This window comes from Mucilaginibacter sp. NFR10 (assembly GCF_900100445.1).
GTDB classification, from domain to species: domain Bacteria; phylum Bacteroidota; class Bacteroidia; order Sphingobacteriales; family Sphingobacteriaceae; genus Mucilaginibacter; species Mucilaginibacter rubeus.
The window spans coordinates 387,348-413,826 of the sequence record NZ_FMTV01000003.1 but is presented as its reverse complement, the minus strand read 5'-3'; the positions used below and the strand labels follow the sequence as shown (position 1 = coordinate 413,826).

The 26,479-nt window shown below is 40.9% G+C and carries 21 protein-coding genes; 11 read left to right on the top strand and 10 right to left on the bottom strand.

All coding sequences use genetic code 11. From position 1 onward, the window contains the following. Positions 1-272 precede the first annotated feature (272 nt). Entirely contained in the window at positions 273-2,150 is a 1,878-nt protein-coding gene (locus BLP33_RS12885) for an ABC transporter ATP-binding protein (RefSeq protein ID WP_090528788.1), read from the bottom strand. A gap of 69 nt (positions 2,151-2,219) precedes the next feature. Next, on the bottom strand, positions 2,220-3,218 hold the full coding sequence (locus tag BLP33_RS12880; protein WP_175490005.1) for a glycosyltransferase family 9 protein: 999 nt from the start codon (positions 3,216-3,218) through the stop codon (positions 2,220-2,222). Between the two features lie 205 nt (positions 3,219-3,423). Between BLP33_RS12880 and BLP33_RS12875 the strand changes: the two genes are divergently transcribed. Continuing rightward, positions 3,424-4,161: a glycosyltransferase family 2 protein gene (locus BLP33_RS12875; RefSeq protein ID WP_090528783.1), complete on the top strand. Its 738-nt coding sequence runs from the start codon at positions 3,424-3,426 to the stop codon at positions 4,159-4,161. On the opposite strand, the gene BLP33_RS12870 is transcribed toward BLP33_RS12875, so the two are convergent. From BLP33_RS12870 to BLP33_RS12860, 3 genes are all read right to left on the bottom strand, one after another. After that, on the bottom strand, positions 4,162-5,232 hold the full coding sequence (locus BLP33_RS12870; protein WP_090528780.1) for a glycosyltransferase family 4 protein: 1,071 nt from the start codon (positions 5,230-5,232) through the stop codon (positions 4,162-4,164). Next, entirely contained in the window at positions 5,223-6,215 is a 993-nt protein-coding gene (locus BLP33_RS12865) for a glycosyltransferase family 9 protein (protein WP_090529660.1), read from the bottom strand. Before BLP33_RS12865 ends, BLP33_RS12870 begins: the two co-directional genes overlap by 10 nt. Positions 6,216-6,450: 235 nt before the next feature. Continuing rightward, complete coding sequence (locus tag BLP33_RS12860; RefSeq protein WP_090528777.1) at positions 6,451-7,164, bottom strand: hypothetical protein; 714 nt, start codon at positions 7,162-7,164, stop codon at positions 6,451-6,453. A gap of 99 nt (positions 7,165-7,263) precedes the next feature. Here BLP33_RS12860 and meaB point away from each other — a divergent pair, with 99 nt between their 5' ends. Then, positions 7,264-8,148 carry a methylmalonyl Co-A mutase-associated GTPase MeaB gene (gene meaB / locus BLP33_RS12855; protein ID WP_090528775.1) on the top strand — a complete coding sequence of 295 codons (885 nt, stop codon included), beginning with the start codon at positions 7,264-7,266 and terminating at the stop codon, positions 8,146-8,148. 69 nt (positions 8,149-8,217) lie between these two features. Here meaB and BLP33_RS12850 read toward each other — a convergent pair whose 3' ends face one another. Beyond that, positions 8,218-9,507, bottom strand: coding sequence for an aminopeptidase P N-terminal domain-containing protein (locus BLP33_RS12850; protein WP_090528772.1), 1,290 nt, complete (start codon positions 9,505-9,507; stop codon positions 8,218-8,220). 148 nt (positions 9,508-9,655) lie between these two features. On the opposite strand from BLP33_RS12850, the gene BLP33_RS12845 reads away from it, so the two are divergent. The 7 genes from BLP33_RS12845 (at position 9,656) to BLP33_RS12820 (ending at position 18,327) form a co-directional block, all read left to right on the top strand. Beyond that, positions 9,656-11,020, top strand: coding sequence for an OmpA family protein (locus BLP33_RS12845; protein WP_090528769.1), 1,365 nt, complete (start codon positions 9,656-9,658; stop codon positions 11,018-11,020). 135 nt (positions 11,021-11,155) lie between these two features. After that, positions 11,156-11,299 carry a DUF6728 family protein gene (locus tag BLP33_RS27455; RefSeq protein WP_162997005.1) on the top strand — a complete coding sequence of 48 codons (144 nt, stop codon included), beginning with the start codon at positions 11,156-11,158 and terminating at the stop codon, positions 11,297-11,299. Further along, positions 11,296-11,673, top strand: coding sequence for a RidA family protein (locus BLP33_RS12840; RefSeq protein WP_090528766.1), 378 nt, complete (start codon positions 11,296-11,298; stop codon positions 11,671-11,673). The genes BLP33_RS27455 and BLP33_RS12840 overlap by 4 nt, the downstream gene beginning before the upstream one ends. 417 nt (positions 11,674-12,090) lie before the next feature. Next, positions 12,091-14,190: an ATP-dependent DNA helicase RecG gene (gene recG / locus BLP33_RS12835; RefSeq protein WP_090528762.1), complete on the top strand. Its 2,100-nt coding sequence runs from the start codon at positions 12,091-12,093 to the stop codon at positions 14,188-14,190. A gap of 209 nt (positions 14,191-14,399) precedes the next feature. Then, complete coding sequence (locus tag BLP33_RS12830; RefSeq protein WP_090528759.1) at positions 14,400-15,782, top strand: M20/M25/M40 family metallo-hydrolase; 1,383 nt, start codon at positions 14,400-14,402, stop codon at positions 15,780-15,782. A gap of 140 nt (positions 15,783-15,922) precedes the next feature. Next, complete coding sequence (locus BLP33_RS12825; protein ID WP_254780122.1) at positions 15,923-17,245, top strand: MFS transporter; 1,323 nt, start codon at positions 15,923-15,925, stop codon at positions 17,243-17,245. Positions 17,246-17,517: 272 nt separating this feature from the next. After that, positions 17,518-18,327, top strand: a complete 810-nt coding sequence (locus BLP33_RS12820; RefSeq protein ID WP_139159984.1) for an SDR family oxidoreductase — start codon at positions 17,518-17,520, stop codon at positions 18,325-18,327. 117 nt (positions 18,328-18,444) lie between these two features. Here the strand turns inward: BLP33_RS12820 and BLP33_RS12815 are convergent, their stop codons facing one another. Then, entirely contained in the window at positions 18,445-18,861 is a 417-nt protein-coding gene (locus BLP33_RS12815; RefSeq protein ID WP_090528753.1) for an SMI1/KNR4 family protein, read from the bottom strand. A gap of 87 nt (positions 18,862-18,948) precedes the next feature. Further along, the gene (ettA, locus tag BLP33_RS12810; protein WP_090528750.1) at positions 18,949-20,631 is read right to left on the bottom strand and encodes an energy-dependent translational throttle protein EttA; all 1,683 of its coding nucleotides are present in this window, start codon (positions 20,629-20,631) and stop codon (positions 18,949-18,951) included. Between the two features lie 525 nt (positions 20,632-21,156). Here ettA and BLP33_RS12805 point away from each other — a divergent pair. Next, positions 21,157-23,691: an ATP-dependent Clp protease ATP-binding subunit gene (locus BLP33_RS12805; protein ID WP_090528747.1), complete on the top strand. Its 2,535-nt coding sequence runs from the start codon at positions 21,157-21,159 to the stop codon at positions 23,689-23,691. Between the two features lie 241 nt (positions 23,692-23,932). On the opposite strand, the gene BLP33_RS12800 is transcribed toward BLP33_RS12805, so the two are convergent. Beyond that, a complete protein-coding gene (locus tag BLP33_RS12800; RefSeq protein WP_175490004.1) occupies positions 23,933-24,994 on the bottom strand; it encodes a carboxypeptidase-like regulatory domain-containing protein in 1,062 nt (353 codons plus the stop codon). Between the two features lie 196 nt (positions 24,995-25,190). Between BLP33_RS12800 and BLP33_RS12795 the strand changes: the two genes are divergently transcribed. Then, on the top strand, positions 25,191-25,568 hold the full coding sequence (locus tag BLP33_RS12795; protein WP_090528741.1) for a hypothetical protein: 378 nt from the start codon (positions 25,191-25,193) through the stop codon (positions 25,566-25,568). Between the two features lie 70 nt (positions 25,569-25,638). On the opposite strand, the gene BLP33_RS12790 is transcribed toward BLP33_RS12795, so the two are convergent. Then, a complete protein-coding gene (locus BLP33_RS12790) occupies positions 25,639-26,451 on the bottom strand; it encodes an enoyl-ACP reductase FabI (protein WP_090528737.1) in 813 nt (270 codons plus the stop codon). Positions 26,452-26,479 lie beyond the last annotated feature (28 nt).

Here is a 26,479-nt window from a genome sequence, read left to right as displayed (position 1 = left end):
AGAAAAAACTCCACGCACGAATACTGTTGTGATAAAACAGTTGTTCGTTATAATAATACTGCAGTGATATTAGCGCAATAATAACGTCGAACGCTACAGATTGTTATCAAAAAATGTGTAACACTTAAGCTACATAAACAGGCTGCAATCTATATATGTACGAAATATCTTTAGATTTTTTTAGAATATAATAAGGGCAGGAGGTGCACTTTAGTTATAAGTAAGCATACCCTGGGTTTGCAAATCAAAAACCTTTCAGAGCAAATAAGAGCCTACGCCTGGGCATTAAAAGCCTGCATATCTATCAGCTTTTTATATACGCCATTGTTTTGAAGTAATTCTACATGTGATCCCCGTTCAACAATACTGCCGTTTTCAAGCACAATTATAATATCTGCATTTTGAATGGTGCTTAAGCGATGGGCTATGATAAGTGAAGTTCTGTTCTTCATTAGATTGTTTAAAGCTTCTTGAACCAGCTTTTCTGATTCGGTATCTAGGGCTGATGTTGCTTCATCAAGTAACATAATCGGCGGGTTGTTCAGCACCGCCCGGGCAATACAGATACGCTGACGCTGGCCTCCTGATAGTTTGGTGCCGCGGTCGCCAGTGTTGGTTTGATAACCTTTGCCTGTTTCCATAATAAAGTTATGTGCATTAGCTATGCGGGCAGCCGCTTCAACTTCTTCCTGGGTCACATTTGGCTTGCCGAATGCGATATTATTAAATATCGTATCATTAAATAAAATCGACTCCTGGTTCACAATGCCCATTAAAGCCCTTAATGATTCCATAGTAACAGTTTGGATGTTTTTACCGTCGATAGATATCGTACCTGACTGGGGCTCACTGAACCGTGGCAGTAGATCCATTAAAGTAGATTTTCCACCACCTGAGGGCCCAACCAGCGCTACTGTTTTTCCTTTCGGAATTTCGAGGTTGATGTTTTTAAGTACGTATTTCTCAGTTTCAATTAGCTGTTTTTCGGTACCCGAAACCTGGGCAGCATCAGGTTTAATAGTATATGCAAATGATACGTTTTCGAAACTGATCCTATCCTCAAAACCAGTTAGCTCCGTGGCATTGGGTGCATTAACAATTAATGGCTTCTCATCTATGAGTGCCAATACGCGTTCACCCGCTGCTATGCCCGAATGGATATTGCTAAATGAATCGGATATAGCCTTGGCCGGGCGCATGATCTGCGAAAACATAGCAATATAAACTATGAAATTATCGGCAGATAGTGTACCCTGGTGACTGATAATTAACGAGCCGCCATATAGTACTATTCCTGCAACCATTAATACACCCAGAAATTCAGATACCGGCGAGGCCATTTGCTGCCTCTTTGCCATAGAGCGGGTAATTCTTGAATATTCTTTGTTTTCGTGATCAAACCGGTTTTTTATAAACGAAACTGCATTAAATGCTTTGATAATCTTGATGCCTGATAAGGCTTCATCAAGATTACTGATCATGTTGCCGTAAGTTTGCTGTGATTCTGCAGCTTGTTCTTTCAAACGCTTAACTATCCTTGATATGATAAATGCCGAAACAGGGATTATCAACATGGAAAACAACGTCAGTTTAACTGATATTACAAATAAAAATACAAGATAAGTTAAAAGCTGGAAAGGCTCTTTAAACGCAACCTGCAAAGTACCCGTTACCGAAAACTGAACAACCTGCACATCTGCTGAGATCTTTGAAAGGATATCACCCTTGCGTTCATTACTAAAATAACCCAGGTGCAGGTTCATAACGTTATTAAAAACAGTACGGCGCAGGTTAAGCAGAGTGTATATACGCAGGTTTTCCATAATCCGCTGTGAAAAATAACGAAACAGGTTGCTTAGTAATACAGACACAACTATAGCTGCGCAAACAAATTTCAAAGCTCCAAGCGGCCCGTAAGTTAAATTGGCTTCGTGGGCAAAATAGTCGAAATCTTTTAAGGGGTTCCACCAGTTTGTCGGTTTGGTAACCGCTTCGCCGGTTTTGGGGTCAAAAATTGTTTTTAGCAATGGTGCCAGTAAAGCAAGGTTAAGAGTATTAAATATTACCGAAAATAAAGTACATATAAAATAAGGGACCGCGAATTTACCTATGGGACGGGCGAAGGAAAGAAGCCTGAAATAAATCTTCATTAAATTTTATTATAAAATGCAAAGCTAATAGTAATTAGCTAATAACGTGTAACGTGGTCTAAAAGCATATCATCCTACGGGCAAATACTTTTGGGTTGCCTGCCAAACTTGCTCGATATCTATACCTGCAATGCATGGAAAAGATTCGTCACTTTGTACTTTAAATACGCAGTTCCAGTTGCAATAATAGCAATCCATTTTTTCGTAGATAAATGATCCGTTTTTGACGATGTCTTCAGGATAAGGAACAAAACGATCGAAATGACCACCACCAACAATACATACAAAAGGAGTGTCAACGGCCGCGGCTATGTGAACGGCGCTGCTATCATTACAGATTATCATAGCTGAATTTGCAACCAACTCGATAAGTTCGTTTAAATTGGTTTTACCGCTGATGTTGACGACTGATGCTGATTGCGATTGTTCCATTATATAATTGCAGAGCGGTATTTCAGCTTTACCGCCCGCCAGGTAAATGATTTCATTTGTGTTTTGCTCAAGCTTTTTAATTAAAAGAGCAAATTTTTCAGCTTCCCATCCCCGGCTTTTAAGTCCTGCTCCCGGAAAGACAATGATGCCACTTTTTGTTGTTCGGTTAGCACCAATAAATTGTTTTCGAATGGAGATAAGTTGATCAAGTGCCTGTTCAAAAAAATATCGGTTCCTGGCAAATTCAAAATGTATTAAAGGGGGAATTGGTAATAATGTTTTATAAAATTTATCTGTTTTAACTTTGTATTTAGGCTCAATGCCCTCAGTATCGCTTTCAAAACCAATCAGGTTTGATGAACCCGAAAGCGCGGCGAGCCCATCCGTAATAAAGGTACGTGTACTGGTAGGGTTTAAAACTTTCTCATAACTTCTGCCAAATAACTGCAATCCTAATTTAAAAACTGCCCCGGGCGAATAATAAAGATTATTTGCTTTTGTAAAGAAAAATTTTGTTATGTATTGTCCGTCATGCGTTGTAGCAATATCGCGCCATATTTCGTTACCTAATAAATCTATTTCGTAATTACGGTACCTTGTTGATTGCTTTAAGATCTCAATAAAATTTCTGAACAAAACGTAATCACCTATGGCATCGGCCTTAATGATTAGTATTCTTTTTTTGGAGGGTTTGAATAAAGCAAAAAATCGGAATACGTATGGTATTTTTAGTAAGATGAAGCGTGTTAGCCGGAATAGATTCCTGTTTTTTTGCATTTAAAAACAACAGATAAAAGGTAATGTATTTGCCTTTATAATATTTACTTTGTACAATTAAATAATGAGCGAAAATACACAAAATATAACGTCAAAACAGGTAGATGCGTATGCACGGAGGCTCACAGTTATAATTGTTACTTATAATGCTGCCGCCACATTGCAAAAAAGCCTGGATAGCGTTTACATGCAAAGTTACCCTGATATTGAACTCATTGTTATTGATGGGAACAGCAGCGATGGCACAAAAGATATATTGATTGCCAATAACGATAAGATCACTTACTGGAGAAGCGAACCTGATAACGGCATATACGATGCTATGACTAAGGCTTTAAAACAAGCTAAAGGCGATTGGATTTATTTTTTAGGGGCTGATGATGATTTATTGCCTGATTTTTCAAATATGGCTATGGAACTAAATGAGCCTAATACCATTTATTACGGAAGCGTATTGACGAGAGGATTAAAGCCCTTGGGCGAGGTATCTGATTACTATCTTGCCAAGCACGGCATTATTCAACAGTCTATCATTTATCCTAAAATCGTTTTTGAAAAATATAGCTATAACTTTAAGTATCGTTCCTCGGCCGATTTTGCGCTGAATATGCAATGCTTTGGCGATAAAAGTTTGAAGTTTGTGCATTTGAACCATGTAATAGCAAATTTTAGTCATGATGGTGTTTCAGGCCAGTCGCGAGATATGGTATTTGAAAAGGATAAACCTAAACTGATATTAAAGAATTTTGGTTTTAAATTCTGGTTTAGGTTTATGGTCAGAAAAATGCGAGGCAAATCATAATTACCTGCCTTTAAGTACTTCCTGATATAGCTCTAAATACCGCTTAGCTGTTTCATCCCAGTTAAAAGTTTTGGCGTGGGCAATTATCTTATCTGACGGTGAATTTTTATGAAAATCTTCCAAACCTGCATTAAATACATTTTGCATTTCAGCAGGTTCAAAATCGTCAAAATAATAAGCACAATCTCCCGCAATTTCGGGTAGGGAGGTGCGGGTAGATACAAAAACAGGTTTGCCAAAATGCATAGCTTCAATTACTGGTAAACCGAACCCTTCAGCAATGGAAGGAAAAACAAATGCTTCACAATTTTTATAATACCAGGCCCTGTCATCATCTGATATCGGCCCGGTTATTTTAACCCTGTTTTCTACGCCATGTTTTTTTGCCTCTTCAATGATCTTTTCTTCATAGGGCGTTTTGATGCCCGAAATGACGAGTTCAAAATCATTATTTGCAAGTAAGGCAGGTAGTACGTGAAAGTTTTTTTTGGCTGCCACAATCCCAATGGTAAATAAAAAAGGTTTTTGAGGGAAGTAAGCCGGTTGGTGCCCTTGTTTTAATATCAATTTATCAGCACCATTATGAATAACTGTTAACCTGTTTGCAATATGCGGGAAGTAGGTTAAAACATCGTTAGCAGCAAAGTTTGATATTGTTACTATTTTATTACTTGAATTAATTCGCTCCCCCAGCTTTTTAAGGTACAGGTTCAGTTTTTCTTTGCCTACGTTTTCATGCACCTGGTTAATGTCATGTATAGTAAGTATCTTTTTGTATTTGCTCCGCACTTTTTTAGGCTTTAGCCTTGAAAACTGGTCGGTAAAATGGAATAGGTCAATGCCTTTGTTATTGTAGAAAAAAAACTTGTGATGCTTTTGTAAATAAGTTCTGTGTATTGCCGCATCCGCATCAAATTCGGTTACTGATTTATGCAGAAAATATGTCAAATTAAAACCTGTGTTTTCTTTTGCCAGGGCTTTCCCAAGGCTCTTTCCAAAATGATATAGGCCGGTATTCGGGTACCTCATGGAGTCCAACGTTACCAATACACGAGGTTTATTTATAGCCATGTTTTAACTTGTTCTGCCACCATAAACGGCGTAATTGTTTCTAAATTGTTTGTTCCGCTTTCAATATAGCCCGCCTTTTTGCCAACAGGTGCCCATCGGCCAGGGTGTATAGGCCTTAATGAGGGGAATAATCCAAGGGTATTGATCCCGGTTAGAGCGGCCAAATGCAGCGGACCTGTACCTGAAGCAATAAGCCCGCCAGCTTTACTTATGAAGGCTATCAATTGCCCCAGCGACATCTGCCCGGTCATATCCCGTACTGTTGTCGGGAGTGTTTTGATCCAGTTTGCAAGTAATGCTTTTTCGTTTTCAGACCCTGTTATGATAATGTTGAATTTGTCGGGCGGCAAGTTATTGATGAGCTCTGCAAAATTATCCAGGCCCCACTCCATACCACTGCCATGCGATTTTGGATGGATGATCAGGTTAAATTTATCGTTTACAAGTACAGCCCCCAAAGCTGGCGTAAGCTCAACATTATTCTGGAAATTATCATGTGCTATAATTCCAGGTAAGGAAGGTATATGCTCAAGGCCTAATGGCTTTAACAGGACCAGGTTAAGCTGCGACTCATGCAGATCTGATTTTTTACGGCTTAATTTTACCAGCTTGTTACAGGTGTACCAATGAAAAACCCTGTTGGTTGTTCCTATCCGGAGTTTAATACCTGCCTGTTTTGCTATCCTGGCAATATGTTTATTGGGCAGCACGTGTATTACTGCGTCAATGTTTTGCTTTTGCAGATATTCAATTTGGCTGGTATCAGGGAGCGTTTTTAGTTCGTCGTAATTAACAAAAGCATCTATCGAAGCCATAGCGTTAATTACCGGCTGTGTATATGTTCGGCCCAAAAACGAAACTTTAGCGCCTGGGAACAATTGTTTAAGGTAGGATGCCACAGGTAATGTTAGTACAACATCGCCAATAGCATCAACCCTGCTTATTAAGATGTGCGGCGCTTCTGTATCCTGAAATTGGAACATGATTTTTATTGCAGATGTTGATCGGCTATTATATTTAACCAACGGCAATAATAAAGATTTAAATTATACAATAGTTTTATTCTTGTATTTTAATTATATAAATAATTTAATACGATGGATAAAATTAATACGATGGATAAAATAGCAAAGGTGTGCTCGTTATTATTCGATTACACACCTTTGCTACTAATTAATAACCTGGCTCTGTTTCTAATTTGATTGGGATCTCTTAAAATTAATATACAAAATTTACACCCCCGGTGCCTCCAGATGTTGTGTATAATTTGAAAAACGTACCATTATTAGGGCTTACTACTCCCCCAAATGTGCGGGTTGTCGCTAACGTTACTGTTACAGGACCAAATGTTGCCATTCCATCTGCAATAATTGATAAGTCTCCATCATTAGTTAAAACTAACATCGTGTTTCTTGGGTTTTTACTGCCGCATTTATAATAATATGTCTGAGATTCAAATACGGGAGGGCCATTTACCTGATAAAGCACCAAATTCAGATCGTTTTGTGCGTCTAATCTCGTTACTTTGTTATTTGTACCGCTTGCCCATAATACTTTGCCCGTGTTTTTTACATAGACAACAAGGTTTCCGTCATCCTGGTTATTGAATGCGTAGATTCCTGCTTGCCATGATCCTTTAGGAATTATTACAGACGAGGCTCCAGCCACTGGAAAACGTGAAATCACTGTATAGTAGCTTGACGGATACGGTGATGAATATGATTTTGAATAAGCACATGAAACATCACTGTTTATCGCGATTTTTTTAGCATTTTTGACACTATCGTTAATAAGCAGGCTATCGGTACCGGTACTTTTATTAAGATCTTTGGACTTTGTTTGTTTGGGTACAACTGTAAAATTGGTGTTGTTATTTTTGCTACAACCTAAGAAAATAAATAGGCAGGTTGTAATTAGAAAGATTTTTTTCATACAGATAAATTGGGTTATTTGAGCTAAGGTTATTAATCTTGTGAAGATATAAATAATATACATGTTGTAATATGCTTTATATATTATATTAATATTTAATTGAACGGAATACCTGATATCAATCTAAGTGACGATTTTCGTGTAATTGCGCGCGCGTTAACTATCGTTGAGAATGATCTTAATGGCAGCGGCGCATTGCTTAAAAGCCTTAAGTTTGATAAAAGCTGCCCGGTTATTGGTATTACGGGGCCACCGGGCGCAGGTAAAAGCACCCTGGTAAACGGTATTATTGATATACTTTTAAGAGGCGGTAAAAAAATAGCCGTGTTAGCTATCGACCCCACTTCACCATTTAATTTCGGGTCATTACTGGGTGATAGGGTCAGGATGGCATCCCATTTTAATCATCCCGATGTTTTTATCCGGTCATTAGCCACACGGGGCTCTTTAGGAGGTTTGTCGGCAAAAACTATTGAGATGGCCGATGTGCTAAGGGCTGCAGGTTTTGATTATGTGCTGATTGAAACAGTAGGCGTAGGGCAATCTGAAATTGAAATTACCGGGCTTGCCGATATTACGCTGGTTGTATTGGTGCCTGAGGCAGGCGACGAGATCCAGCATATTAAATCGGGCTTGATGGAGATTGCTGATGCTTTTATTATCAATAAAGCAGATCGGGAGGGGGCCGATGTGTTTGCCAATAACTTAAAAAAGATCATTGGACACAGCGTTGACGAGCAGCCGCCAATTTTTAAAACTATAGCCTCTCAAAACCAGGGGCTCGGGGATATAGCCGCCTTTATACAACACACCAATTTAAAGCAAAACAACAGGCGTAAATTGCTGCTGACCGAAAAAGTATACAAACTTATTCAGCAAAAAATGATGACTGGAATCGATAAAAAAAAGCTTCAGCTTGATATAGCTAAAGCTTTGGAGGCCGGAAATTTTAACCTGTATAGTTTTGTGGATACTTATGTATAGTTATTTGATAGCTTAATGTAAAGAAAATACAGATTGAGCTTTTTTGTTTATATAAATTTAATGTGAGTTTTAGCTGTTCATAATTTCTTCAATGTGCTCTGCTTCAACCGGGATGCTACCCATTAAATCTATATTGCCGGCGCCGGTGATGAGGATATTGTTTTCAAGGCGGATACCCAACCCCTCAGCGGCAATGTAAATGCCTGGTTCGCAAGTTAATATATTCCCCGCCTCAAAAGGTTTATACCTGCTGGCATAGTCATGAACATCCAGGCCCAGGTGGTGCGAGGTGCCGTGCATGAAGTATTTTTTATACAGAGGCGCGTTTTTGTCTTGTTTTTCAACATCATGTCTGTCAAGCAAGCCCAGGCCAATAAGCTCTCCCGTCATGATTTTACCAACTTCATCCTGGTATTCATTCCATACTGTGCCTGCCACGATGAGTTTTGTAGCTTCCCGCATCACTTTCAAAACGGCATTATAAACCTGGCGCTGCCGTTCAGTGAAACGGCCGCTAACAGGTATTGACCGGGTCATGTCAGCATTATAATTGCCATATTCGGCACCAAAATCAAGCAGTATTACATCGCCCTTGTTACATACCTGGTTATTATCATTGTAGTGCAGCACAATAGCGTTGGCGCCCGAAGCAATAATTGGATTGTAAGCATGGCCCGTAGCACGCTGCCTGATGAATTCATGAATGATCTCAGCTTCAATCTCATACTCGGTTACACCGGGTTTGGTATATTTTAAAACACGTACAAAAGCATCACGCGTAATGTCGCAGGCTTTTTGCGTGAGCTCTATTTCAATATCTGATTTTATTACCCTAAGATCGCGTAAAATCGGTGCCGAACGGGTGTAATTATGAAGCGGGTACTTTAATTTAAGAGCTTCATACATGCGGTAATCGCGATATGGAACGGTATGAGCGTACCTGTCATTTTCGTTAGTATTGATGTAGATATTTTCGCTGTAGTTAATAATGCCATGGAGTATGGTATCATATTCATTCAGCCAAAAAATACTTTCAATGCCCGATGCTTCGCGTGCTTCCTCTTTAGTGTATTTGTGGCCCTCCCAAATAGCTATATGTTCGTTGGTTTGTCTTAAAAAAAGTACTTCTCTGTATGCTTTATTAGGACAATCGGGGTACAAAACCAGGATGCTTTGTTCCTGATCAATGCCCGTTAGGTAAAAAAAATCCGGGTTTTGTTTAAACATAAATGCCTGATCACCACTGCGCGGGAACTCGTCACTGGCATGAAAAATAGCGATTGAATTGGGTTTTGTTCTTGAAACGAAATTTTTTCTATTATTTGTAAATAAGCTATTTTTTATCGGCAGATATTTCATATTTATCGGTTGAATATTTTATTAAATCATTTTTTTTTAGTTATTTGTGTAACTATTACAATTTTTGGAACAATGTTTGGTCATGGATTCAAACATAATTACTAAATTTGAAAAAAATCACAATTAAAATCGTTTAATCTTAAAAACTATGAATTATTCTACATTAAAGAAAACAGTCGCATTGTCTTTTGCTTCTTTGATGGTTGCAGGTTTGGCGAACGCGCAAACCGATTCAACCAAAACAACGGCAACTACAACGTCATCTGAAACCTCAACCGCTAAGGTATTTGGTGGTTTAGGCCAGTACAGGAAATTTAGCATTGGTGTAAATGGTGGTGTTACCTCACAATCATTAGCAACCGGTGGTTCAAGCGATTTCCAAAAGAAAAAACTTAGCCTTGGTTATGGTATTTCATTGAAAGAGCAATTAGCACATTCTTTTGCTTTACAATTAGACCTGAACGGCGGTAAAATTAAAGGCGAAAATGATGGTACCGGCGGCACTTACCGTAATGGTTATGTTAGCTATGATACCAAATTCTGGCAGGGAAGTTTAAGCGCGGTTGTTAACGTTGCTACTATCGATTTCATCCGTCGTAAAAATGCTGTTAACTTCTACTTCAAAGGTGGTTTTGGTTTAGCAATGTATGATCCAACTATTACAAGGATTAACGGTGGAACCCAAATAACCGGTCATTTCAAAAACAATGGTACTGACGGTACTCATTACGTAAAAGAACTGGTTATCCCGGTAGGTGCAGGTGTTAAATTCCGTTTAAGCGATGCGGTTGCCTTAGATTTGGGTTATACTCAAAACTATATTGACGGCGATAACCTTGACGGTTTCAACAGGGCTTATCCTACTAAAGACCACTACTCATACGGTTACGCTGGTTTAGAATTTACTTTAGGTTCAAAATCGAAACCAGTATTAGAGTGGGTTAACCCGGTTGCTATGATGTATGACGAGCTGTATGATGCAGCTTTACGTCAGGAAGTTGAAGCTTTAAAAGGCCGTGTTGCTAACGTTGAAACTGCAGTTAACGACCTGAAAAAAGACTCTGACGGTGACGGTGTTGCTGATCAGTTTGACAAATGCCCAGGTACTGCTGCAGGTAGCGTAGTTGATGGCTCTGGTTGCGTTATCGTATTCCCTAAAGCTGATTCTACCGTTGCTGCTCCTGCTACTGCTTACTCAAACATCCAGTTTGAATTTGACAGCTCAGTATTACGTACTTCATCTTATCCAGTATTAGATGCTACTTCAGCTGATTTACGTTCATCTGGTTCAGCTGTTGAAGTTGACGGTTTCGCTTCATCTGAAGGTACTGCTGCTCACAACTTATCATTATCTAAAGACCGTGCTAACTCAGTAAAAACTTACTTAGTTAACTCTGGTGTTGATGCTAAGAAAGTGAAAGTAAAAGGTTACGGCGAAACTAACCCAATTGCTGACAACTCAACTGAAGAAGGCCGCGTACTTAACCGTCGTGTTCAATTCAAAAAGAAATAATATCTGATTAAATATTATTTGCGAAGGCTCCGGATAACCCGGAGCCTTCTTTATTTTATAGGTTTGTACCTGATACTTACACCTTATATAATAGGTGCAGGTTTACGGCGACAAAATTTTATATAAATTTGTGTAATGTATTTCTTCAGAAAAAAAGACCCAAACAGGCCCGATAATTTTAATTTGAGGGTAATGCATTTTATCAATGCATTGGCTATAATCATGTTCCTGGCCGGGATTATCTGGAAACTGGTACAGGTATTTATACTTAAAAAATGAAAACAATCATCAATACCAACAATGCACCTGCCCCTATTGGGCCATATAGCCAGGCTACCTTAGCCGGCGGTTTTTTATTTGTTTCGGGTCAGATCCCTATTGATCCGCTAAGTGGCGAACTCATCAGCAGTGACATCAAGGCAGAGGCTACACAGGTAATGGAAAACATCAAAGCTATTTTAACCGAAGCTGGCTTAGGTTTCAATAGCATAGTAAAAACCAGTATCTTCTTAACCGATCTGCAAAATTTTGTACAGGTTAATGAAGTTTACGGAACCTATTTTACTGCCGATTTTCCGGCCCGCGAAACTATCCAGATATCCGCTTTACCAAAAGGGGTAAACGTTGAGATCTCGGTTATTGCGGTTAAGTAGATTTTTCGATTTCGGATTTTGTCTGAACCGGGATTATACGGATTTAGGGGTTCACTGAATTTTTTGAATTCTGCTAATTCCTAAATTCTGTAATTTCTGATTCAGACAATGCGTTAGGGATAGGAGTGGATACCGGCTTGAGCCTAAGGCCTGCAGGCGTATGAGCGGATAGTCCGGCCGCAGGAACGCCCAAAATTAAAGATTGGCGGTTAGAGGTTAGAGATTAGGTTTGCATATGAAACCCGATAAGCAGATTTTAAGAACGCTCCATTTACCTTGCATCCTGGCCCAACCAACGATTGTCTCGTTATATTATAGATTAGTCGATAGGTTATTTATAGCCATCTGTTAATTTAAGAAAACCACATAAACTACATTTACTCTACCGCTATAAAGAAAGGTTAAAACAGTTAATCAATGAATCCTTTTCAAACGCCACTTGTATACTTAAAAGGTGTAGGCCAGTCGAGGGCCGAGGTTTTGAAAAAGGAACTTGAACTGCACACCTTTGAGGATCTGCTGCGCCATTTCCCGTTCAGGTATATTGACCGTACCCGCTTTTATAAGGTAAGGGAGATACGTGAAGAACTGCCTTATGTACAGGTGCTGGCGCGAATTATAAGTAAAGAAATTGTTGGTGAAAAACAAAGCCGCCGCCTGGTGGTAAAGGCTAAGGACGATACTGGTATTATTGAGCTGGTATGGTTTAAAGGCATTAACTGGATAGAGAAAACCATTATTCCCGGTAAGGTTTATATATTGTTCGGAAAGCCCGGCTTTTTTAATATGATGCCACAGATGGCGCATCCCGAAATGGAGTTATATATGCCGGGTGCTCAAAAACAGGGCAACCTATCCTTACAACCTGTTTACAACTCAACAGAAAAGCTCAAACAATTTTCGCTGGATAGCAAAGGAATTCAAAAACTTACTGCGGTATTGCTTGATCTGCATGCTAAGGACATACGCGAAAACTTGCCTTTATATATCATCAATCAGTTTAAGCTGCTCAACCGGGCCGATGCTTATCGTAACATTCATTTCCCGGCTGATGCTACATTTCTTAATGAAGCATTACACCGTTTGAAGTTTGAAGAGTTGTTTCTGCTTCAGCTTAAACTACTTAAAAATAAACTGCTTCATACGCAAAAGTTTAAAGGGAATGTATTTGATAAAGTTGGGCATTATTTTAATGAGTTTTATCATCACAAGCTGCCTTTTACCTTAACCGATCCGCAGAAGCGGGTATTGAAGGAGATTAGGCAGGATACTCAACGGGGCATACAAATGAATCGTCTGCTTCAGGGTGATGTGGGTAGCGGTAAAACCGTAGTAGCGCTGATGAGCATGTTAATAGCTATTGATAACGGTTTTCAAACCTGTATTATGGCGCCTACCGAGATCCTGGCCAACCAGCATTATCAAACCATTAAAAGCCTCGTAGGCGATGATTTTATTGAGGTCGCTTTATTAACGGGTTCAACCAAACAAAAGGAGCGTAAAGTGTTGCATCAAAAGCTTGAAGAAGGTACGCTTAAAATATTGGTTGGTACCCATGCCCTTATTGAAGATAAAGTACAGTTTAAAAACCTGGGCTTTGTGGTAATTGATGAACAGCACCGCTTTGGGGTTGAGCAACGGGCTAAACTTTGGCGAAAAAATGCTGTTCCGCCGCATATATTGGTAATGACGGCTACACCTATTCCCCGTACATTGGCCATGACATTATATGGTGACCTGGATGTGTCAGTGATTGACCAGTTGCCGGCTGGTCGTAAACCTATCCAAACGGTTCATTTTTATGAAAATCAGCGCTTACGGATGTTTGGTTTTATGAAACGGGAGATAGCATTGGGCAGGCAGATCTATGTAGTATATCCGCTGATCCAGGAAAGTGAAAAGCTCGACCTTAAAAACCTACAGGACGGCATCGAAGCCATGTCGCGCGAGTTTCCGCTGCCTGATTACCGGCTTAGCATTGTACACGGCAAAATGAAGCCTGCCGAGAAAGATTTTGAAATGCAGCGTTTTATTAAAGGAGAAACGCAGATCATGGTGGCCACTACCGTAATAGAAGTAGGGGTAAACGTACCGAATGCTTCGGTGATGATCATTGAAAATGCCGAGCGTTTTGGCCTGTCGCAATTGCACCAACTGAGGGGGAGGGTAGGACGCGGGGCCGAGCAATCCTATTGTATTTTGATGAGCAGTCATAAATTGAGTCACGACGGCAAGATTCGTTTGGATACCATGGTAAAAACCAACAATGGCTTTGAAATTTCGGAGATAGACCTGCAGTTGCGGGGCCCGGGCAATATAGAAGGTACCCAGCAAAGCGGCGTGGTAGATTTGAAGCTGGCCAACCTGGCCACCGACCAGGAGCTGCTTTTTAAGGTGCGCAAGTGTGTTGAAGCCATATTTGAAAAAGACCCGCAGCTGGCTCATCCCGAAAACCAGATTTTGCATCATGCCTTTGAAGTAAAGAACGCAGGGTTGAGTTGGGATAAGATATCGTAAGCCAGGAATACTACAGAATAATCCAGCGTCATTGCGAGGAACGAAGCAATCCCCGGTGTGCAGAGTAGCTGTGCAGGTTCGCTGGGTAAAGTTTGGGATTGCTTCGTACCTCGCAATGAGGTCTTTTTTAATTTAGTATAATGCCCGTAACCCTTCCTCCTTTAGCTGTCAAATAGTACATTTGTTAAAACTGATCTTACTATTTATATATGAAGAAATTTACTTTATTATTTTCTGTTGCTGCATTGCTGTGTACACAAGTTGAGGCACAGGACTCTTTAACTATCCGCAAAATGTATGACGAAGCATTGGTTAATGGCCAGTGTTATGAAAATCTCCATTACCTGTGTAAAAATATAGGTCAGCGCCTCAGCGGTTCTGGCAATGCTCAAAAGGCTGTCGACTGGAGTAAAAAACTGATGGATGGTTATGGTTTCGATAAAGTTTACCTGCAGGAAGTAATGGTGCCGCATTGGGTGCGCGGAGCGAAAGAGGAGGCCGCTATAATTGATGGTAAAACCCGCATCCCCGTACCAATTGTTGCCCTGGGTATGTCAATAGCAACGCCTAAAGCGGGTATTACAGCTAATGTTATCGAGGTTAAAAGTATAAAAGAACTTGAAGGCCTTGGCGAGAGTGTAATAAAAGGAAAGATCGTTTTCTTTAACCGCGCGTTCGATCCGCGTTTTATTGAAACAGGTATGGCCTACGGCACAGCAGGCGATCAGCGTTTTATGGGGCCGGCCGTAGCCGCCAAACTTGGTGCAGCCGGTGTAATCGTACGTTCGCTCACTGAAATCATCGATGATTATCCGCATACCGGCGCTACCCTTGCTGCCCCGGGCAGTAAAATGATTCCAGCTGCGGCCATCTCTACAAAAGCAGCCAATAAGTTAAGCGCTATGCTTAAGTTGAGGAAATTCCCGGCGGCAAAATTTTACTTTAAGCAAAATTGCGAGTTACTGCCTGATGTGAAATCATATAACGTTATTGGTGAAATAACCGGCTCTGAAAGTCCTAATAAATTTATTACCGTTGGCGGTCACCTGGATTCATGGGATTTGGCCGAAGGCGCGCATGACGATGGTACCGGAGTCATGCAATCAGTTGAGGTATTGCGTATTTTTAAGGCAGTAGGTTATAAACCTAAAAACTCGGTACGCGCCGTGCTTTTCATGAACGAGGAGAACGGTCATAAAGGCGGCACCAAGTACGCCGAACTGGCCGCTCAGAATAAAGAACAGCACATTGCCGCTATTGAAACCGACGAAGGTGGCTTTACGCCCCGCGGTTTCAGCTTTGCCGATGTATCAAAAGATTTTATCAAAAGAGTTAACGATAACTTCAAATCAATCCTGGAGCCATACGATGTTGACAAGTTAACCATCGGAGGGGCAGGTACGGATATAGAGCCGATGAAAGAAACGGTACCGGGAGTAGTATTAATTGGTTTCCGCCCGGATTCACAACGATATTTCGACTTGCACCATACCGCTAAAGACGTTTTTGAAAACGTGAACAAACGTGAGCTGGAACTTGGCGCGGCTGGCATGGCAGCGTTAATTTATTTGATAGATCAGCACGGATTGTAAGGAACCGAACCATGATTTTTAGGATTAAAGGACGATCGTGATGTGATACTATGCATAAAATTCATGGTAATCTTCTAATCCTAAAAATCAAGGTTCAAAAAAATAGCTACCTTTGCGGCACATCTAAAAATTAATAAATAGTGACCGAAGAAGGCGATAGTAAACCCCGGAAAGTAGACTCCTTTGCAGCATTGCGTTATAAAGATTTCAGATCTTACATAGGCATGCGTTTTTGTTTCACTTTTGCATATTCCATGCAGGCCGTAGTACTCGGCTTTTATATTTACAGTATCACCCATAGTAAAATAGCCCTCGGCCTTATTGGCTTGTGCGAGGCTATTCCGGCTATTGGTATTGCTTTGTACGGCGGCTATATCGCCGATAAATCTGAAAAGCGAAAAATGCTTTTGCTGATCTTTAGTGGAGTGTTACTGACATCCCTGGTGATGTTTACCGTAACACTCAAAAGCATGAGCGGTATTATTCATACTGGTTGGATTGTACCTATTATGTACGCTATGATATTTTGTAATGGTGTGGCGCGTGCCTTTTATGGCCCGGCAACATTCACCATTTACGCTAACAGTATCCCAAAAGAATTGTATCCAAATGGCAGTACCTGGAGCAGTAGCAGCTGGCAAGTTGCATCTATTTTGGGCCCGGCAGCAGGTGGTTTAATATACGGTTATGCGGATAAAGTAATACCGGGCTTAAGTGGTATTACCGCTACGTTTAGCTGTATCCTATTTTTATTATTAGTATCACTGGTATTGGTATACATGCTGCGTCAATATCCGGCGCAATATGTTCCTAAAGAAAGTATCTGGAAAAGCCTTTCGGAAGGGATTCATTTTGTGTTTGGAAACAAAATGATGATCGGCGCTATGAGCCTCGATCTGTTTTCGGTATTTTTTGGTGGTGCGGTGGCTTTGCTGCCTGTTTTTGCCAATGAAATATTAAAAGTAGGTGCTGAGGGACTGGGTATCATGAGGGCGATGTCATCATTGGGGGCGGTGTTAACTATGTTGGTGATGACACGTTTTTCGCCGATGGGCAAGCCGTGGCGTAACCTGCTTATTGCGGTGACCGGTTTTGGTTTGTCAATCATATGTTTTGGTTTATCAACTAATTTTTATTTGTCGCTGTTGTTTATATTTACCGAAGGTGCTTTTGATAGTATCAGTGTGATCATCCGTGGTACCCTGATGCAGCTTTTAACGCCCGATCATATGCGTGGCCGGGTATCGGCAGTGAACCAGATGTTCATTGGTTCATCTAACGAGATAGGCGCTTTTGAATCTGGTACTGCCGCGCAGTTGTTGGGTACTGTTCCGTCGGTGTTATTTGGCGGTAGCATGACTATGATTATTGTGGGTATTACTTATCTGAAAACTAAGAAACTGATCCCTCTATCCCTACAACAGATCCACGCGCCGGGTGAGGAGGGGATAAAGGAAGGATAGATCCCCAACCGTCATGCTGAACTTGTTTCAGCATCCCATAAGCAAGGTCGGCAATTGCTTAGCAAGGCGGCTTAACACGTGGGGTGCTGAAACAAGTTCAGCATGACGATATGTGTTTTAACCTCCTTCTCCCATCATGAATTTTTCGTGTAGATAACATTATTTTTAATCTATCCCCTTGCTTTGCTGCATTATAAATTCACATCTTTACGTTGCCAAAAAACGGCACCATTAAACCAATAAACAATAAAATAAACTCACCCTTACAAACAATGAAAAAGGTAATATTAGTAACAGGAGCATCTTCTGGTATTGGCTTAGCTTGTGCCAGTGCACTGCAGGCGGCAGGCCATACGGTTTACGGGTCATCACGTAACCTCGACCGCATGAAATCTGTATCGTTTAAACCTGTTCAACTTGATGTTACCGACGATGCTTCGGTAAAGGCAGCAATCGACACTATTATTAAGGCCGAAGGCAAAATCGACGTATTGGTGAACAATGCCGGCAATGGTGTAACCGGTCCGGCTTATGCTATGCCGGTTGAAAGCGCCAAGCAGCAGTTTGAAGTTAACTTTTTCGGTGTGATCCGTGTTAGTTCGGCGGTATTACCCGGCATGATCGAAAAAGGTCAGGGACTTATCGTCAATATTAGCTCATTGGCCGGCTTGTTCGGTTTGCCATACCAGGGTATGTATAGCGCTTCAAAATATGCTATTGAAGGCTACTCACAAAGTTTAAGGATGGAACTGCGCAATACAGGCGTTAAAGTAACGCTGCTTAACCCGGGTGACTTTAAATCGGATTTTAGCCAGAACCGCGCTAAGGTTAAATTTCCTATCAAAAATGATAAGCTTGAAACTGAATACAATGCCGCCGTTGCCGCTATGGAAAAAGACGAAAGCATTGCCCCAAGCCCTGAATCATTGGCTAAAAAGCTGGTTTCTATTGTTGCTTCCTCAAGCCCTAAACACCGTTACCTGGTTGGGCAAGTTGGTCAAACTATTGTGCCTACACTGAAAGCGATTTTACCGGGCGGTTTGTTTGAGAAATTGATGAATGATCATTACGGGATAAAGTAAGATTTTATTTCAATAGCTATAAAAAATGCCATCCGGTTAGGATGGCGTTTTTTGTTAAATCCAAAACTACTTCGGGTTACGCTATCTCTAAACCTACGGTAGATTTTGGATTTTATTTTATTCAAACCAATCTTTGCCATTATCCAATTGAATAAGCATATCTAAAAAAGATGTGCCGATTTCAATAAAGTATTTTTCTTCTTCATTAAGAAAATCTGAAAGAATGATACGATGAGTTCCATCTTTTCTAAATTGGATGCCAATGAATTCGCCTCCACCGTTGGTGCCAATACCTAATATACCAGGCCTGTATTCAGGAAATTCATAACCATCATTTGCTTCTGCAAGTTCTTCGCCTGGCCATAGGCGCACAAAGTTTTCGCCAATAAACTCCCCAAACGGTCCGTAATTTTCGAGGTAATATTTATAGTCTTCAGGTAGTTGAAAAGGAAGGGCGTTTAAAATATTCTGTTCCAAAGGTTTTGACCTCCGTTCAAACTCGTATTTATTTAATAGGTATTCGAGCTTTTCCATTTTATTTAGATCGCGTGTTAAAGAACTCAGTTAAACTATAAAAAAAAGGCCGCATCACTTGTTTTTGGATACGGCCTTTATACGGACTTACGCTGTCAACTTCTTATACTTGATCCTTTTCGGAGCAACATCGCCCAAACGTTTCTTCCTGTTCTCTTCATAATCAGAATAGTTTCCTTCAAAAAAGTAAACCTGCGAGTTGCCTTCAAAGGCCAGGATATGGGTACAGATACGATCGAGGAACCAGCGGTCGTGACTGATGACTACGGCACAACCGCCAAAGTTTTCCAGGGCTTCTTCCAATGCACGTAAAGTATTTACGTCAATATCGTTAGTAGGCTCATCCAGCAGTAATACATTCGACCCTTTTTTGAGGGTGATAGATAAGTGCACACGGTTACGCTCGCCACCTGATAGTACACCTACCTTTTTCTGCTGATCGGCACCGTTAAAGTTAAACTTAGATACATATGCTCTTGAATTTAGCGGGCGGTTACCTACCATAATAGTTTCCAAGCCGCCCGTTACGTTTTCCCAAACAGATTTGTTGGGGTCAAGGTCGTCGTGCATCTGGTCTACATAACCTAAAGCTACTGTTTCGCCTACACGGAAGGTACCTGCATCGGGCTGATCCTGTCCGGTGATTAAGCGGAACAGTGTAGTTTTACCGGCGCCGTTAGGGCCAATAATACCAACTATACCTGCCGGAGGCAAGGAGAAGCTCAGGTTATCGAACAATAATTTATCGCCGTATGATTTACTAACACCATTGGCCTCAATTACCACGTTACCCAAACGCGGGCCTGGCGGAATGAACAGCTCCAGTTTTTCTTCGCGCTCTTTTGTCTCTTCGGATGCCAGTTTTTCGTAATTGCCTAAACGGGCTTTTGACTTGGCGTGGCGGCCTTTCGGGCCCATGCGCACCCACTCCAGCTCGCGTTCCAGGGTTTTCTGGCGTTTGCTCTCGCTCTTCTCTTCCTGGGCCAAACGCTTGGCTTTTTGATCCAGCCATGAGGAATAATTTCCTTTCCATGGGATTCCTTCTCCACGGTCGAGTTCGAGGATCCAGCCGGCAACGTTGTCAAGGAAGTATCTGTCGTGCGTTACAGCGATAACTGTTCCTTTATATTGTTGTAAATGTTGCTCTAGCCAATCAATAGATTCGGCATCCAGGTGGTTGGTAGGCTCATCGAGCAACAATACATCCGGCTCCTTTAATAAAAGGCGGCATAAAGCCACACGGCGGCGTTCACCGCCCGATAATACCGAGATTTTGGTATCCGGTTCAGGGCAACGGAGGGCATCCATAGCGCGTTCCAGTTTGCTATCCAGTTCCCAGGCGTTTACTGCATCAATTTTATCCTGTAGTTCGCCCTGGCGGTTCATAAGTTTCTCCATGGCATCGGCATCCTCGTAATATTCAGGAAGACCGAATTTTTCGTTGATCTCTTCGTACTCCTTTAATAAGGCCGTAGTTTCAGAAACACCTTCCTCAACTATTTCGCGTACGGTTTTTTCAGGATCAAGTTCGGGTTCCTGGCTTAAGTAACCTACGGTATAGCCCGGCGAAAACACCACCTCGCCTATATTGGTTTTATCAATACCTGCAATGATCTTGAGCAGTGACGATTTACCGGAACCATTTAAGCCGATAACGCCAATTTTAGCGCCGTAAAAAAACGACAGGTAAATGTTTTTTAATACTGTTTTTTGCGGGGGATAAACTTTGCTCACCCCGGCCATTGAAAAAATTATCTTTTCGTCTGCCATTATAATTGATCGATAAATAGAAATTCAAATATGGCTAAAATAGATGAAAAGGAGGCTTCAGATTAAATGATTAGGATTAGTAATTTTAAACTGATTTTTGAGTTATAATGTTAATTTAAATTTAATTGAACCTTAAGCAAAGAAGCACAACCATCACCGCGGGTTTCCCGTATATAAAGTTATATGACGATATCTTCTGGCTAATGCCTAATTGTCATGTTTATGACGAAATGCCTTAAATGGTGGAAATGTTATTAAATATTTGAAATTTGTTTAAACTTTTTTAAGATATTTATATCAAACAGGTAAGTTTCGTTCGTATATTGTAAAAAAAATGCTTGTTAGCAGGCTTTTCAGATAAAAACTGTTGATTGATGCCAAACTTTGATACATTGCGTATCATTACAATGTCTGTTTCTGCAAAGCATTAAATGTTGGCAATATTGTTGATGAAAGTAAACAGGCGTCGTAATTTGTAAAAACATAATTTATACATTAGGGCGTTCAATAATTAGAAAGGTATATATGGAAGCTAAATTTTCGCCGAGGGTAAAGGATGTTATTCAATATAGCAGGGAAGAGGCATTACGCCTTGGGCATGACTATATTGGTACAGAACATCTTTTGCTTGGGCTTATCCGCGATGGGGATGGTGTAGCAATTAAATTGCTGAAGGGATTGAACGTTGATACCGCAAAACTTCGCCGCGCCGTTGAGGATGCAGTAAAGGGAACTATTGGAACAAACGTACATATCGGCAGCATCCCGTTAACAAAACAGGCCGAGAAGGTATTGAAGATAACTTATCTGGAAGCCAAAATATTTAAGAGCGATGTGATTGGTACAGAGCACCTGCTGCTGTCTATCCTTCGCGATGAGGACAACATCGCCTCACAAATACTGGTACAGTTTAATGTAAACTACGAGGTATTTAAGGGTGAAGTTGAATCGCATAAAAACGATGTTACTGACGAAATGCCGGGATCACCTACAGGCGGTGATGATGATTTTAAAGAAGAAGAATCATTTAGCCAGCCTAAAAAAGTATCTGACATTAAATCAAAAACACCGGTACTTGATAACTTTGGCCGCGATTTAACCCGCGCCGCCGAAGATGGCAAGCTTGACCCTATTGTCGGTCGTGAAAAAGAGATCGAAAGGGTATCACAAATTCTATCGCGCCGTAAAAAGAACAACCCTATATTAATAGGTGAGCCTGGTGTAGGTAAATCGGCCATTGCCGAAGGGCTTGCATTACGCATTGTTCAGCGCAAAGTATCACGTGTATTGTTCAATAAGCGTGTAGTTACACTTGATTTAGCCTCATTGGTGGCAGGTACCAAATACCGTGGTCAGTTTGAAGAGCGTATGAAGGCGGTAATGAACGAACTGGAAAAATCACCTGATGTAATTTTATTTATTGACGAGATCCATACTATTGTAGGTGCTGGTGGTGCTTCAGGTTCGCTTGATGCATCAAATATGTTCAAACCAGCTTTGGCGAGGGGAGAGATACAATGCATTGGCGCAACTACTTTAGATGAATACCGCCAGTACATTGAAAAAGATGGTGCTTTGGACCGTCGTTTCCAAAAAGTAATGGTTGAGCCGGCCACGCCGACAGAAACTATCGAGATTTTGAACCGCATTAAGGATAAATATGAAGAACACCACGGTGTTACTTATACTCCTGAAGCAATCAACGCTTGCGTTAACTTAACTACCCGTTACATCACCGACAGGTTTTTACCGGACAAGGCTATCGACGCGCTTGATGAAGCAGGTTCACGTGTTCACTTAACCAATATCCATGTGCCTCAAAACATTTTAGATATTGAGCAAAAGATAGAACAGATCAAGATTGAGAAAAACAAAGTTGTTCGCAGCCAGAAATACGAGGAAGCTGCCCAGTTACGTGATACCGAAAAGAATTTGTTAGTTGAGCTTGACCAGGCAAAAGCTGTTTGGGAAGCCGAAACAAAATCAAAACGCTATACTGTAACTGAAGACAACGTTGCCGAAGTAGTATCAATGATGACCGGCATCCCTGTACAACGTGTAGGCCAAGCCGACAGTCAAAAGCTGTTGCATATGAGCGATACTGTTGCCAGCAAGATCATTGGTCAGGATGAAGCGATCAAAAAGCTTACCCGCGCTATACAACGTACCCGTGCTGGTTTGAAAGATCCTAAAAAACCTATTGGTTCATTCATCTTCCTGGGCCCTACAGGTGTTGGTAAAACCGAGCTTGCGAAAGAGCTTGCCCGCTTTATGTTTGACACTGAAGATGCCCTGATCCAGATTGACATGAGCGAGTACATGGAGAAATTCGCGGTATCTCGTTTAGTAGGTGCGCCTCCGGGTTATGTAGGTTACGAAGAAGGTGGACAGTTAACTGAAAAAGTACGCCGTAAACCTTATGCCGTAGTGTTATTGGATGAGATCGAAAAAGCTCACCCTGATGTATTCAATATCCTGTTACAGGTGTTGGATGAAGGTCAGTTGACTGATTCATTAGGCCGTAAGGTTGATTTCAGGAATACTATCATCATCATGACATCAAACATCGGTGCCCGTCAGTTGAAAGACTTTGGCCAGGGCGTAGGTTTCAGCACTAATGCTAAAACTTTACAGGCCGAAAGCCATTCACGCGGTGTTATTGAGAATGCATTGAAACGTGCATTTGCCCCTGAGTTCCTGAACCGTATTGATGATGTTATCGTATTTAACTCATTAGGTAAAGAAGAGATCTTCAGGATCATCGATATCGAGCTTGCTTACCTGTTTAGCCGAGTAAATGGCTTAGGTTTCAAAATCGAGCTTACCGAAGCTGCCAAAGAGTTTATTGCCGATAAAGGTTATGACTCGCAGTTTGGTGCGAGGCCGCTTAAGCGTGCCATCCAGAAATACCTGGAAGACCCAATTGCCGAAGAGATCCTTAAAGGTGAATTAGCCGAAGGTGACGTAATGGTAGTTGATTTTGATACCGAAACCAAGGAGATCAAAATTACCGACAGGAAAGGTGAAAGCAAAAAGCCAGAGCAGGAAGAGCAAAAGTAATTTTGCAGTACTGTGAGTAATATTAAAACCCCGTTTCTTTTGGAACGGGGTTTTGTTTGCTGTCTGAACCGGGATTTTAGTGGATTTTTGGGATTAATCGGATTTTTGTCTGAACTCGAATTTTTTGAATTTTAAGAATTTATTTAATTGCCTTTTCATTCTGATAATTCACTCAATTCGTTTAATTCGAGTTCAGACAATATTCTGTAAATCCTTTAATTCTGAAAATTCTGATTCAGACTCACTTCTTTTCCACCACCGGCTCATAATCAACCGGTAACATTTCGGCAACGCGACTTATGCCCCAGTCACCTTCATAGATTACCGAATGAGGGTTAGCTACAATACCATTGTTATCAAAAAAGGCATATGGCTCATCGAAAGAAATAATGGTTGTGGCATTGTTAGGCATATTAAAAGCCTGTACGGTATTATCTGAAGGGGCTTGGCCTTTTTTAGTATACATAACATACAGGCAATCGGTAAATCCTATAGCAAATAAGCCTTCCTGGTCTGTTAGCTTGAAAAAGTCGGCCCTGTCTAAGGGTTTATTGACAAGACTTTGCAGGTATTTATTATTGAGGCCACCGTGGTAATTTGGATTGGGTTTACGGATCAGGCGCATCACAACAAAGTTTTCTTGTGTGAGACTATCTTTTATAGCCGACCGATAGAAATGCATATATGAACCAAGGTACGCTGATTGTCGTTCTTTACGCCATTTACGCTTTTGTTTTTCGGTTCCCTTCAGGTCTTCGAAGTTGGAGATTCCCTCATAATACAACATAGCTTTTGCCGGGTTGTAATTGAAGTTGGTTAGTTTGTACTTTATCCTATAGCCAAGAGCCTTGTTTTCAATCTTTAGGAAATCGTGAGAAGTAGCTTTTAGGATTCGGGTAGCTTCATCATAATCGAAATCAAGCACATCTGAGTTCAGGATTTTACATTTGGCGGCATTGTCCGAATAGCCTAAAAATTGCTGCCTGAAAATAGCATAGTATTTTTCACGGTTAGGATCAGGCCTGATCTTTACTTCATTTAACTGAAAAGTTTTGGGGATAATGCTGATGGTACCCAGGTTGATATTGGTACTGCCCGCCTGCAAACTATAAGTGTAGGTTTCATAACCTACTATAGATATAATGAAATCATACTTGCCGGGCTTTACGTTGCTGAGGGTGAAAGTACCGTCATCAGCCGTTTTGTTGCCTACCTGGGCATTGTTTAAAAACACACTGGCATTGGGCACGGGCCTGGTATCGGTCATGTTAATTACTTTGCCGGTAATTTTTACCTGGGCCATACAGTACGCAGGTATCAGTAACAATAAAAGCAATAAGGACTTACGCATAGTTAAAGTTAAACTAAAACATTAGTTAATCGATATAGCCGCATAAAAAATCTTCAGAAACGATGATCCGAAATAAAATAATTTAAAAAACGTTTAAACCTTTGAACAATTTTTTGTTCAAACAGTTATATAACTAACGCAATACTTTATGAAAAAAATCTTGACTTTAATTTGCTGCACTATAGTACTTGCTGCAACATCGTGTAAAAAGGAATATGTAACTACCAGCCCGAGCGCTACCACTATTTTTGATACCCTACCAGCTTTTGTTGCTAATAGTGACGTTGGTGGATATACATCAACTTTAAATGTTCCTGAAATTACAGATTATTATGATAAGCATGGCGCTGTTTTGGTATACCTGGATAACAATGGGACGTATGAGCAATTGCCTAATGTGTATGGAGGTGTAACATTTAGAGCTGAGTACGGCAATGGTGTGTTATACATAGATGCTCAAAATGCTGATGGTACAGTGCCAGCTAAACCAGATCCCCGAAAAGTGAAAATAGTATTGGTGCCGTAATCCAATCTAACTCAAAACAAAAAGGAGCCTTGCAAACGCAACGCTCCTTTTTGTTTAAGAACATTTGAAATTATTTCCCCATCTGGTCAATAACCGCCTGGGTTACGCCAGTGTAAGAAAAACCACCGTCATGGAAAAGGTTTTGCATGGTAACCATTTTGGTTAAATCGCTAAACATAGTAACGCAGTAATCAGCGCACTGATCAGCATCAGCATTACCCAGCGGGCTCATTTTTTCGGCAAACTCAATAAAGCCGTCGAAGCCTTTTACGCCCGAACCTGCGGTTGTACGGGTTGGCGACTGAGAGATGGTATTAACACGTACTTTTTTAGCCATGCCGTACTCATAACCAAAGTTACGGGCAATGCTTTCTAATACTGCTTTGTTATCGGCCATGTCATTGTAGCCAGGGAAATAACGCTGAGCGGCGATATAGCTTAAAGCCAATACCGATCCCCATTCATTAATGGCATCATGTTTCATGGCAGCCTGCAAAATGCGGTGAAGGCTTAATGCAGATATATCAAACCCTTTATGGGTAAAATCGTAATTGTTTTCAAAGTAAGGGATGTTTTTGCGTACGTTAACGCTCATGCCTATTGAGTGCAGGATGAAGTCAACCTTGCCGCCAAAATGCTCCATGGTTTTGGTGAACAGGTTATTGATATCATCGCCATTGGTAACATCGGCACCAATAACCGGCGCGTTACATTCTTCGGCCAGTTTATTGAGTTCGCCCATGCGTAAAGCAATAGGGGCGTTTGATAATACAATTTCAGCACCTTCCTGTACGGCACGCTGTGCTACCTTCCAGGCTATTGATTGCTCATTTAGTGCACCGAAAATGATGCCTTTTTTACCTTTTAATAAATTATAAGCCATTTGTTAAGTTTTTATAATTGAAGCAAAG

Bases quoted from the DNA above. Each gene is read 5' to 3' on its own strand.
- BLP33_RS12885 (WP_090528788.1), bottom strand. From the start codon at position 2,150: ATGAAGATTTATTTCAGGCTTCTTTCCTTCGCCCGTCCCATAGGTAAA.
- BLP33_RS12875 (WP_090528783.1), top strand. From the start codon at position 3,424: ATGAGCGAAAATACACAAAATATAACGTCAAAACAGGTAGATGCGTAT.
- BLP33_RS12870 (WP_090528780.1), bottom strand. From the start codon at position 5,232: ATGGCTATAAATAAACCTCGTGTATTGGTAACGTTGGACTCCATGAGG.
- BLP33_RS12865 (WP_090529660.1), bottom strand. From the start codon at position 6,215: ATGTTCCAATTTCAGGATACAGAAGCGCCGCACATCTTAATAAGCAGG.
- BLP33_RS12860 (WP_090528777.1), bottom strand. From the start codon at position 7,164: ATGAAAAAAATCTTTCTAATTACAACCTGCCTATTTATTTTCTTAGGT.
- BLP33_RS12850 (WP_090528772.1), bottom strand. From the start codon at position 9,507: ATGAAATATCTGCCGATAAAAAATAGCTTATTTACAAATAATAGAAAA.
- BLP33_RS12845 (WP_090528769.1), top strand. From the start codon at position 9,656: ATGAATTATTCTACATTAAAGAAAACAGTCGCATTGTCTTTTGCTTCT.
- BLP33_RS27455 (WP_162997005.1), top strand. From the start codon at position 11,156: ATGTATTTCTTCAGAAAAAAAGACCCAAACAGGCCCGATAATTTTAAT.
- BLP33_RS12840 (WP_090528766.1), top strand. From the start codon at position 11,296: ATGAAAACAATCATCAATACCAACAATGCACCTGCCCCTATTGGGCCA.
- recG (WP_090528762.1), top strand. From the start codon at position 12,091: ATGAATCCTTTTCAAACGCCACTTGTATACTTAAAAGGTGTAGGCCAG.
- BLP33_RS12830 (WP_090528759.1), top strand. From the start codon at position 14,400: ATGAAGAAATTTACTTTATTATTTTCTGTTGCTGCATTGCTGTGTACA.
- BLP33_RS12820 (WP_139159984.1), top strand. From the start codon at position 17,518: ATGAAAAAGGTAATATTAGTAACAGGAGCATCTTCTGGTATTGGCTTA.
- BLP33_RS12815 (WP_090528753.1), bottom strand. From the start codon at position 18,861: ATGGAAAAGCTCGAATACCTATTAAATAAATACGAGTTTGAACGGAGG.
- ettA (WP_090528750.1), bottom strand. From the start codon at position 20,631: ATGGCAGACGAAAAGATAATTTTTTCAATGGCCGGGGTGAGCAAAGTT.
- BLP33_RS12805 (WP_090528747.1), top strand. From the start codon at position 21,157: ATGGAAGCTAAATTTTCGCCGAGGGTAAAGGATGTTATTCAATATAGC.
- BLP33_RS12800 (WP_175490004.1), bottom strand. From the start codon at position 24,994: ATGGCCCAGGTAAAAATTACCGGCAAAGTAATTAACATGACCGATACC.
- BLP33_RS12795 (WP_090528741.1), top strand. From the start codon at position 25,191: ATGAAAAAAATCTTGACTTTAATTTGCTGCACTATAGTACTTGCTGCA.
- BLP33_RS12790 (WP_090528737.1), bottom strand. From the start codon at position 26,451: ATGGCTTATAATTTATTAAAAGGTAAAAAAGGCATCATTTTCGGTGCA.